This is a genomic window from Halochromatium glycolicum (assembly GCF_016584085.1).
In the GTDB taxonomy this organism is placed as follows: domain Bacteria; phylum Pseudomonadota; class Gammaproteobacteria; order Chromatiales; family Chromatiaceae; genus Lamprobacter; species Lamprobacter glycolicus.
Genome location: NZ_NRSJ01000003.1, coordinates 205,850 through 214,969, shown reverse-complemented (window position 1 = coordinate 214,969; position 9,120 = coordinate 205,850). Strand labels below are relative to the sequence as shown.

General features: G+C 64.4%; 6 protein-coding genes and 1 pseudogene. 3 read left to right on the top strand and 4 right to left on the bottom strand.

Going from position 1 to position 9,120, the window contains the following annotated elements:
• Positions 1 to 942: 942 nt before the first annotated feature.
• The 3 genes and pseudogenes from CKO40_RS24085 to CKO40_RS24075 form a co-directional block, all read right to left on the bottom strand.
• A complete protein-coding gene (locus CKO40_RS24085; protein ID WP_242476765.1) occupies positions 943 to 1,074 on the bottom strand; it encodes a maturase in 132 nt (43 codons plus the stop codon).
• A gap of 6 nt (positions 1,075 to 1,080) precedes the next feature.
• A complete protein-coding gene (locus CKO40_RS24080; RefSeq protein WP_242476778.1) occupies positions 1,081 to 1,746 on the bottom strand; it encodes a reverse transcriptase domain-containing protein in 666 nt (221 codons plus the stop codon).
• A 29-nt stretch (positions 1,747 to 1,775) separates the two neighbouring features.
• Positions 1,776 to 2,111: pseudogene (locus tag CKO40_RS24075) on the bottom strand (group II intron reverse transcriptase/maturase); the annotation flags it as partial.
• A 930-nt stretch (positions 2,112 to 3,041) separates the two neighbouring features.
• Between CKO40_RS24075 and CKO40_RS03150 the strand changes: the two are divergent.
• The 3 genes from CKO40_RS03150 to CKO40_RS03140 all read left to right on the top strand — a co-directional run bounded on the left by CKO40_RS03150 (position 3,042) and on the right by CKO40_RS03140 (position 6,427).
• Positions 3,042 to 3,308 carry a FeoA family protein gene (locus CKO40_RS03150; protein ID WP_200344624.1) on the top strand — a complete coding sequence of 89 codons (267 nt, stop codon included), beginning with the start codon at positions 3,042 to 3,044 and terminating at the stop codon, positions 3,306 to 3,308.
• A 447-nt stretch (positions 3,309 to 3,755) separates the two neighbouring features.
• Complete coding sequence (gene feoB / locus CKO40_RS03145) at positions 3,756 to 6,116, top strand: Fe(2+) transporter permease subunit FeoB (protein WP_200344622.1); 2,361 nt, start codon at positions 3,756 to 3,758, stop codon at positions 6,114 to 6,116.
• Entirely contained in the window at positions 6,116 to 6,427 is a 312-nt protein-coding gene (locus CKO40_RS03140; protein ID WP_200344620.1) for a FeoC-like transcriptional regulator, read from the top strand. Before feoB ends, CKO40_RS03140 begins: the two co-directional genes overlap by 1 nt.
• Here the strand turns inward: CKO40_RS03140 and CKO40_RS03135 are convergent.
• Positions 6,352 to 8,997 (bottom strand): penicillin acylase family protein, encoded by a 2,646-nt coding sequence (locus CKO40_RS03135; RefSeq protein WP_200344618.1) that lies wholly within the window; start codon positions 8,995 to 8,997, stop codon positions 6,352 to 6,354. The two genes, CKO40_RS03140 and CKO40_RS03135, sit on opposite strands and share 76 nt — an antisense overlap.
• Between the last annotated feature and the right edge of the window lie 123 nt (positions 8,998 to 9,120).

Here is a 9,120-nt window from a genome sequence, read left to right as displayed (position 1 = left end):
CTCCAGACATCCCCTCGCGGGTTTGCCCTTGCCGTCGGCTAGTAGTTCTATTGGTCCAAGAGGACACTACAGGTACTCCTACAGGGGACTTTCACCCCATCAGTTCATGCCCATGCCGGGCGTACACTAGCGGCTCGGCCCGACCGCCCGTTGCCGCGCCGTCGCTTCGCTTCCGGCGCGGCAACGGGCGGCGGGCCAGTCTTGACGCGAGGCGTACGTGATGTACTTTGAGCATTTGCGAAGAAACGCTGTAACAACCGTGCTTTTACGCCCTCACTTGCGGCTTTTTCTAATCGCGCTTGCGCTATGCATGAATCCTACCTTAGGGATGGCGGCACTCATTGATGACTTCGGCACCCTAGAATATCGAGAATTCGGTGGCCCCGCATACGAATCAGGTGCATTGGTTCGAGGCTTACCCGTCCATGACGATCTATTTTTCTCAGTTCCCTCCAATGCATTCGAGCTGTTCATTAGAGTAAGGCCATCTCGATTGGGAGTCTTAGACAGCTTACGCTTGTATCGAGATGACAGTCTGATATCGGAAGTCGACCTCTGCGCGTTCGGTAGTTGTTCTGTCGCCTCATTCCTACTAAAGGATGAACTGCGATTGGAGTATCCGCATGATTACGTATCTCCATTGAGCGGGCGTTATCGTCTTCACATTTTCGGCGAGAATACGCTACGACACTCAGGTTTTTACACTGTCACTGTCGGAGTAAACAGGAATCGTTTCATTCCAAGTGTCCCGATTCCATCTCCAGCTCCGATATGGCTATTGTTCCTGGGAATTATGATCGAGAGAACTTCGAGGTTGTTCAATAGCTCATGCTCTGGCCGTACGCCTAATCGGGTAAGGACGGGTGTTTAACCCGCCCTCCCCACACCGCCTAGCATGCGGGTCCGCACTAGGCGATTCACAAGAAGGGAGCACACGACGCTTTAGGCATAGCCATGCGCTTTCATCCACTGATCGCGAATGCTGATCAAGCCCTGGCCTTTCAGCCAGTCATTGGTCATCCCGGTTTGCGTGCCCAGCGAGCGGGACAGATGCCAGTCGCTCTTGGAGCTCATGCCCGTTCAGATCGCGGCACGCTTCGACGACCCCAGGGCCAGCAACTGGCGAATGCGATTGCGCACCCCGCGCCACTGTTTCCAGTCGCACAGGCGGATGCGCCGCCGCAGCCAGTGGTCCAGCTCGGGAATCGGCCGGTAGTAGTCCGAGATGCCGAAGTAGCCCATCCAACCACGGACGTATTCGGAGAGTTTCTTGAGCCGGTACGCCATCGACACGCCCCAGCTCCGTCCGGTCAGCTTGCGCAGCCGGTGGCGGAAGTCTTGGTAGGCGCGCTCGGACCAACGCAGCTTCTTGCCCCGGAAGGTGAATCCCAGGAACTCGCAGTCATCGGTCTTAACCACACGGCTCTTGTGCGTGTTGACCACCAGCTTGAGCGTTTTGGTCAGATAGCGAGACACGCTTGCCATGACCCGCTCACCGGCGCGGTGGCTGCGCACGAGGATCAGCAGGTCGTCCGCGTAGCGGACGAACCGGTGTCCCCGACTCTCCAGCTCCTTGTCCAGGTCATCCAAGAGGATATTGGCCAGCAACGGCGACAGCGGCCCGCCTTGCGGCGTGCCAATCGCCGTCGCTTCGAGGGTTTCCCCAACCAAGACACCCGCCCGCAGGTACGCACCGATCAGTGCCAACAGCCGCTTGTCGCGCACCTTCCGGCCCACGCGGGCCATCAGGACGTCGTGCTGGACCGTGTCGAAGNAAAGCCGAAACTCGCATCCGAGAACCCTGGATCGAAGATCGGCCCCAGGACTTGCGCGATGGCTTGTTGGATGACGCGATCCATCACCGTCGGGATGCCGAGCAGACGCTCGCCCCCGGTCGGCTTGGGAAGCGTCACCCGTTTGACCGGCTGTGGCCGGTAGGTGCCATCACGCAGGGCTTGGCGGATCACTGGCAAGTTCGAGCGTGCGAACGCGGGAAAGTCCTCGATGCGCATCCCATCGATTCCGGGCGCACCCTGATTGGACTTCACGCGCCTCCATGCCTGTCGCATGTTCTCGCTCTCCAGCACCCGCTCCATCAGGTCGTCATGCAAGGCTGGCTGTGTGGCATCACGCCGCGACGCCTCTCCCCCGGACGGGTTCAACGATGCGCGCGAGCAATCCACGGCTCCGCCTTGGCTTCTCATGTTCGGCCCTTCGTCGGACGAGCGCTCCACGCTCGTTCGGCTACTATGGCCTCTGCTGACTTCTGTCCCGTCACGCCGAGCGTTGCCGCAAGACGCGCTGCCCGAGTCACGGTAGGGTCCGGTGGCGATTCCAGTGCTTTCGCACTGGCCCTCAGTCCGACTCCCATGGCGACCACAGCACCCGTAGGGTTCGATGGCGATTCCAGCCCTTTCGGACTGGGCCTCAGTTCGACTCCCGTAGGCGCACGAACCGCTCGCGAGACAGATCTCCCCGGATAAGAGCATGAACTTTCAGTGCACAACCGCCGCATTTACCCTATCCCCTGCACCTGATGGGTTTCGTCACCTCGTGCTGACTCACCCAGGGACTGAGCCTTCTATGCGATTTCTGTCCGTCGGCTCGCACCTTTGCGCTCGGGCTTCCTCCAGACATCCCCTCGCGGGTTTGCCCTTGCCGTCGGCTAGTAGTTCTATTGGTCCAAGAGGACACTACAGGTACTCCTACAGGGGACTTTCACCCCATCAGTTCATGCCCATGCCGGGCGTACACGATACAATCACATCACAATCCTGGGTGTAACAGAGGTGGGCGTATCAGAGGGGCATATCAGAGCAAGAGCTGCGCTGGCGCGACCGCTCGAGGGCCTCTGAGCCCAAGTGCTCGACCCGCTGCATCGCCCCAAACCGGTGCCTGGCCGAACGGCGACGGGCGAACAGGCTACGCCGCTTCGATTCGAGCCTTAGGCCGGCCTTCCCCACGGCCCTCTCGGCACCTATCTAGCCCTGAGCGCAGACGCTGCAATCGCATTCTCAACCCTCTGACGGCGACTCCTAAACATGGATCAACGGGTCTCCAACCCTGTCCAACTCACTGAGCTCCCGGCCGGCACCGCGGCGATGGTTTCCCAGATCGCAGGCGGGCGCGAGCTGCGCCGCAAGCTGCGCGGGCTCGGCATCCGGCTGGGGAGCCGCATTCGGATCGAGCACCGGCGGGGCTCCGGGCTGGTCGTCTCATCCGGCAGCGTCCGAGTCGCGCTCGGCGGCGGCATCGTCGACAAGCTCCTCGTGACACCGGTCGAGCCCGACCCGCCAGAGCAGCATTGATCGCCAAGGCCTGCACCCGCCCCGGTCGTTTTTGGCCGACCTGGCCTTGCTACACTGCGTCCAGTTTGGGATGTGCAATTGTGACCGCGCCTACTGCGGAAAAATGACGTTTCTGTCTCTGGACGCGGTTTAGTCGCGCCCGAGAAGGCTGTTCAGGTTGGTCGCGGAGACACCTTAGGCGATTGCCGGAAAAGCTCGTACCGAATTGCGCAGGATTGTCGTTTGCCTTCGAGGAGCGTCGCCGGGAGCATAGCCGGGCTATGTGACCGGCGGCGCGACGAAGAAGGCGAGCGAAAAGACCAGCAAGGCGGTATGAGCCTTGACAGAAATCGCCTTAGGGTCAGTCCAGACCCGCCTCATTGACGGCCCAAGCCGCCAAACCTCAGGACCCCCATTGATCCCAACCGAGACCCCACCCGAACCGACCGTGCCAGGAGCCTTGTCGCGATGAACCGCCAGTCTCGAGAGAGCCCTGAGAACCTGGCCACCAGGGACAAACTGACCATCGCCCTCGCCGGCAACCCGAACTGCGGCAAATCCGCCCTGTTCAACGCGCTGACCGGTATCCGTCAAACCACTGGTAACTGGCCCGGCGTCACGGTCGAACGCCGCGAGGGCCGCTGCGAGCTCGACGGGCACCCGGTGCGCGTGATCGACCTCCCAGGCATCTACTCGCTCGATGCCGATTCGCTCGATGAGCAGATCACCCGAGATTACCTGCTGAGCCGTGAGGCCGACCTGGTCATCAACGTCATCGATGCGACCAACCTAGAGCGCAACCTCTACCTAACCGTACAGCTTCTGGAGCTCCAGGTCCCGGTCCTGCTCGCGTTGAACATGATGGACGTGGCGCGCCGGCGCGGCATCGAGATCGATCTCGCCACCCTCTCCGAAAGACTCGGATGCCCGGTGGTGCCGGTCGTCGCAGTCTCGAAGGAGGGCATCACAGAGCTGAGCGCCCGAGCGCTCGCCGTGGCTGATGGCCGCGAGAGCGGCGGCTATGCGCTGGGCCACGAGGACTGCGTCGAACAGGCGCTTGCCGAGCTTGCTCCTGGCTTGAGCCAGGCCTCGGACAGCAATGGCCGCTGGCTCGCGCTGAAGCTGATCGAAGGGGACGCCCAGGCGACGAAGGCATGGCAGGGGCCCGCCCTCGCCAACCGCGTCGAGCATTGGCGAGAGGCGATCGCTGCTCGCTCCGGCGAAGACGCCGATATCCATATCGCCGATACCCGCTTCGCGCATGCGCATGCGCTGGCTAAGACGGTCCAACACCAGCGCGGCGCCGCCGCAGGACACCTCTCCGATGCCATCGATCGCGTCGTGCTCAGCCGGCGCTGGGGCATCCCGCTGTTCCTGGCGATGATGTATCTGATGTTCGTCTTTACGATCAACATCGGCGGCGCCTTTATCGACTTCTTCGATGGCGTGGCCAACGCGCTCTTCGTCGACGGCCTCGGCGCCCTACTCAGTCGCTTCGGGGCGCCGGAGCTGCTGCGGTTGCTCCTTGCCGAAGGCGTCGGCGCCGGCCTGAGCGTGGTGGCCACCTTCATCCCGATCATCGCCTCGCTCTATATCTTCCTATCGGCGCTCGAAGACTCCGGCTACATGGCGCGCGCCGCCTTCGTGATGGACCGTTTCATGCGCTCGATCGGGCTGCCCGGCAAGGCATTCGTCCCGCTGATCGTCGGCTTCGGCTGCAACGTGCCCGCAGTGATGGCAACACGCACACTCGAGAACGAGCGCGAGCGCAAGCTGGCGATCCTGATGAACCCGTTCATGTCCTGCGGCGCACGGCTGCCGGTCTATGTGCTGTTCGCAGCAGCCTTCTTTCCGCATTCGGGCCAGAACGTCGTCTTCGCCCTCTATCTGACCGGGATCATCGTCGCACTGCTGACCGGCCTGGTGATGAAACGGACACTGCTCAGCGGCTCGAGCAGCGGCTTCGTGATGGAGCTGCCGCCTTATCACATGCCAACGCTGCGCGGCGTCCTGCTGCGCACCTGGGACCGCGTCAAGCTGTTCCTGCGCGAGGCCGGCCGCGTGATCATCGTCATGGTCGTGATCCTGAATCTGCTCAGCTCGATCGGCACCGACGGCAGCATCGGCGAGACCAACAGCGACGAGTCGGTCCTGTCCGCGGCAAGCCGCGTCGCCACACCGCTGTTCGCACCCATCGGGATCGGCGAAGACAACTGGCCGGCCGTCCTCGGGATCGTCTCCGGCGTGCTCGCCAAGGAGGTCATCGTCGGCACGCTCGACAGCCTCTACAGCCGCCTCGCCGTCGAATCGGAGCCGTCCGTGGCTGATGAAGAGCCGTTCCAGCTCGGCCCGGCGCTCACTGCGGCGGCTGCCACCGTGCCGGCAAATCTCGCTGAGGTCGTGCGCAGTCTTACCGATCCGCTCGGGCTCGGCATCGGCAACGAGGTCGATCGCGAGGCGGTCGCTGCCGAGCAGGCGGTCGCGACCGGGACCTTCGGCGCGATGGAGGCGCGTTTCGACGGCCGCGCCGGCGCCTTCGCCTACCTCCTATTCGTGCTGTTGTACTTCCCCTGCGTCGCAACGATCGGGGCGATCGTCCGTGAGGCCGGTGCGCCTTGGGCCGCCTTCGTCGCCATCTGGACGACCGGCATCGCCTATGTAACCGCGACGCTGTTCTATCAGGGCACGACCTTCCAGCAGCACCCGCTGAGCTCGAGCATCTGGATCGGCAGCCTGATCGCACTGCTGGTCGTCGTGTTCGTCGCGCTGCGTGTCTGGAGCCGAAGAGGGCTCGGCGATGCGCTCGCCCCGGCAAGGGGGCGCGCCTAATGCTCACCGCAGCCCGTGACTTCGTCCGCGCACAAGGCGTGACCTCGCTGCATGAGGTCGCGATGCATCTCGGCGTGAGCGAGGAGGTCGCCGACGCCCTGATGCAGAAGTGGCTCGAGAAGGGCCGGATCGAGCGCGTTGCGACCCGACCGAAATGCAGCGCTTGCGACCTCTGCGCCGGCGCGCCGACGTCGCTCTACCGCTGGACCGGCTCGCAACCGCCCGAGAACCCGGATCAGCCGGAGCCGGGACGCAGCACCAAGGTCCCGAGTGACTGTCCTGCAGGCGGCCCACCCCAAGCCCAGCGGTGAAGCTCGCCCGCGAGCCAGTCGTCGAGCTGGTCGGCACGAAACCGGGAGAAACGATGGCCAGACTGACCAAGCGGCAATGTGCCGCGCGTCTGTGACCACTCGTTCGGCGTATAGACGACGCGCAGCGCCGGGACATTGCCGATGTCTCGCGGTCGGCCTAGCGGCGCAATCGCCACATCGATGGTCCCGTTATCACCCCCATGACCCAAGGGGCCGAGGTTGAACAGTCGACCGAGCAGCGGCTGGCCTGCAAAGGCATGCCTGAAGGTCAACTGGCGCAGTTGCGCGAGTGTCGGCTCATCTTCGTCGCTCAGCGCCTCGTGCAGCGAGCGTTTCGCTGCGTGCAGCGCCCGCGCCCAGACCAGCGCAGGCCCCTCTCGCTTCTCGGGTGTTCGGACATCGTCCCAAAAACTGGAGCGGTCGGCGCGCATCGTTTCGGCGAGTGGCCCGTAGGCCTCATGCTCTAGGCCCATCAATGCCTCGAGGTCGGGCCCCAGCTCGTCGGCATAGAGCGCGCGATAGAGCGCCGGACGCAGCATCACGAACAAGGCCGCCGACCGGCTGTCCTGATCGAAGCGCCCGGACCAGGACAGCAATTCCGACTCCGCGATCGCCGCTGCCTCCGGGTCGATCTGCCGGAGCTCGGGCAACTGCCGCTCCAGCGCTGCAAGATAGAGCCGCGCCTCCTCGCTGACACGATCCGATTGCATCCGCGCCATATCGGCGGCATCCAGCCCCAACCCCGTATCCACCAGCTCCGTATCCCCCGGCTGCGTCCCTGGGTCGGTATCCCCAAGCCGAGCATGCTCCAGTTGAGGGTCGCCCCACTGCGCGTCGTCCAACCGCGCATCGCCCAGCCGCGCATCGCCCAACCGCGCATCACCTCCTCGCGCATCCAGAAGCGCCTCGATCCGCTGCGCCCGAAATGGCGCCAGCCAGGAGTAACCGATCGGCGGTGACGCCTCTGACTCGCTCATCGCGTTGTTGGCGTTTACGAGCCGTTCAGCCGGCGGGTCGCTGAGGCCCGGATTCTCGGAAAAGGGCCGAAAACCGGTCCAGCCGTAGCCCGCCTCCCAGCCAGGGACCGGAAAGGCACCGCTGCCTCGACCGCGCACGGGCAACAGTCCACTCACCTGCCAGGCGATGCGCCCGTTGCGGTGAGCGAAGAGGAGGTTGAGCGAGACCTGACGAAGATCGCGGGTCGCTGCGCGCGCCTCATCGAGCGTTTGCGCCTGGTTGAGGCGGAAGAGCGCAACCAACGAGCGGTCTGCCTCGACCAGCGTCTGTTTCAACGCCAGCCGCTCCGGTCGTTGAACCGAGATCAGACCCGCCGGATTCGCATTCGGCGCGGCAACCAGCTCATCGATGAAGACGCCATGGCTCGTCGAGCGGACATCGAGCTGAACCGGCGACTCGCGGCCGAGGACGGCGATCCGCTCGGTCCGGACGCTGATCGGTTCGGTGCCACCCCCCGGGCGCAGCACGGCGAGGCCGTCCTCGCTCATCCGTTCGAGGAACAGATCCTGGGTGTCAGCAGCGCTGGCGGTCACCCCCCAAGCCAGCTGCCGGTTATGCCCGATCAAGACAAAGGGCACCCCAGGCAACGCCACGCCAGCGGCGTGGTAGCCTGGCGCCTGCATCTCCAGCTCGAAGAACGGGGCCGGCAGTTGCGCCGGCAGGTGCGGGTCGTTCGCGAGCAGGGCACCGCCTTCGCTCCAGCGTCCAGTGACGGCCCAGGCATTGCTTGCGGCCTGGGGCGTCGATCGCGCGAATGCATCAGGCTGCCGTCGATCATCAGGCTCACGCAGCGACGTCGATGCCGGATCAGCATCGAGTCGCTCGGGCGAGGACGGCGCGTCCGAGCGCGAGGTCTTGAGTCGATACTCAGGCAGCGCACGAGCCGCTTCCGGCGCCGGTTGACCCGGCCCGGTCGGAAACAGTTCCAACGCGCGTTGGGTGCCGAGTCGCTGTGCGAGGCGCAGAAAGACGAGCTCTTCGCGCAGATTGGACGCATTGACCCAGGCCATATAGGCCCCGACCAGAAGACTGTCCTGCGGCCGCCAGGGCGCGGGCGCGAGTCCGAGCAGCTGATACTCGAGGGGCAGACGCATCGCAGCGATCGCCCGGTCTCGGTAGGCGTTGACACCCTCGGCATAACGCGCGAGCAGATCACGCCAGCGCGGCTCCAGGGCTTCGAAGGTGTGATCAGCGGCGCGGGCAAGACCGATCGTTCGATAGAAACGATCCGCACGCAACGCCCCCTCGCCAAAGAGCTCCGCAAGCCGTCCGCCGGCGAGGCGTCGCAATAGGTCCATCTGCCAGAGCCGTTCGCGGGCGACGACGAAACCCTGTGCGAAGACCATGTCCCTGATCGATTTGGCATCGATGCTCGGCACCGCGTGCGCCCCGAAGCGCACGCTGGCCGGCTGCTCCAGGCCGGCCAACGCCAGGGTGCCCGCATAGCGCGGATTGGGCCGGTACAGCCACCAGGCCGACAGCGTGACCGCAATGGCGATCAGCGCCGCGAGCACCAGTAGCGCAATCCTGAAGCGCGGATGCAGCGTCGCCAACGATCCCTCCGCCCTTTGCCCTTTGCCCTTTGCCGGCCATGCCTGACGCCCTGACTTGCCCGTCCATGCCGGCCACCCATGCCGCCGGCCCATGCCGCCGGCCCAGCCAAATAGCTGGGCTGA

Bases quoted from the DNA above. Each gene is read 5' to 3' on its own strand.
- CKO40_RS24085 (WP_242476765.1), bottom strand. From the start codon at position 1,074: ATGAGCTCCAAGAGCGACTGGCATCTGTCCCGCTCGCTGGGCACGCAA.
- CKO40_RS24080 (WP_242476778.1), bottom strand. From the start codon at position 1,746: ATGGCCCGCGTGGGCCGGAAGGTGCGCGACAAGCGGCTGTTGGCACTG.
- CKO40_RS03150 (WP_200344624.1), top strand. From the start codon at position 3,042: ATGGATCAACGGGTCTCCAACCCTGTCCAACTCACTGAGCTCCCGGCC.
- feoB (WP_200344622.1), top strand. From the start codon at position 3,756: ATGAACCGCCAGTCTCGAGAGAGCCCTGAGAACCTGGCCACCAGGGAC.
- CKO40_RS03140 (WP_200344620.1), top strand. From the start codon at position 6,116: ATGCTCACCGCAGCCCGTGACTTCGTCCGCGCACAAGGCGTGACCTCG.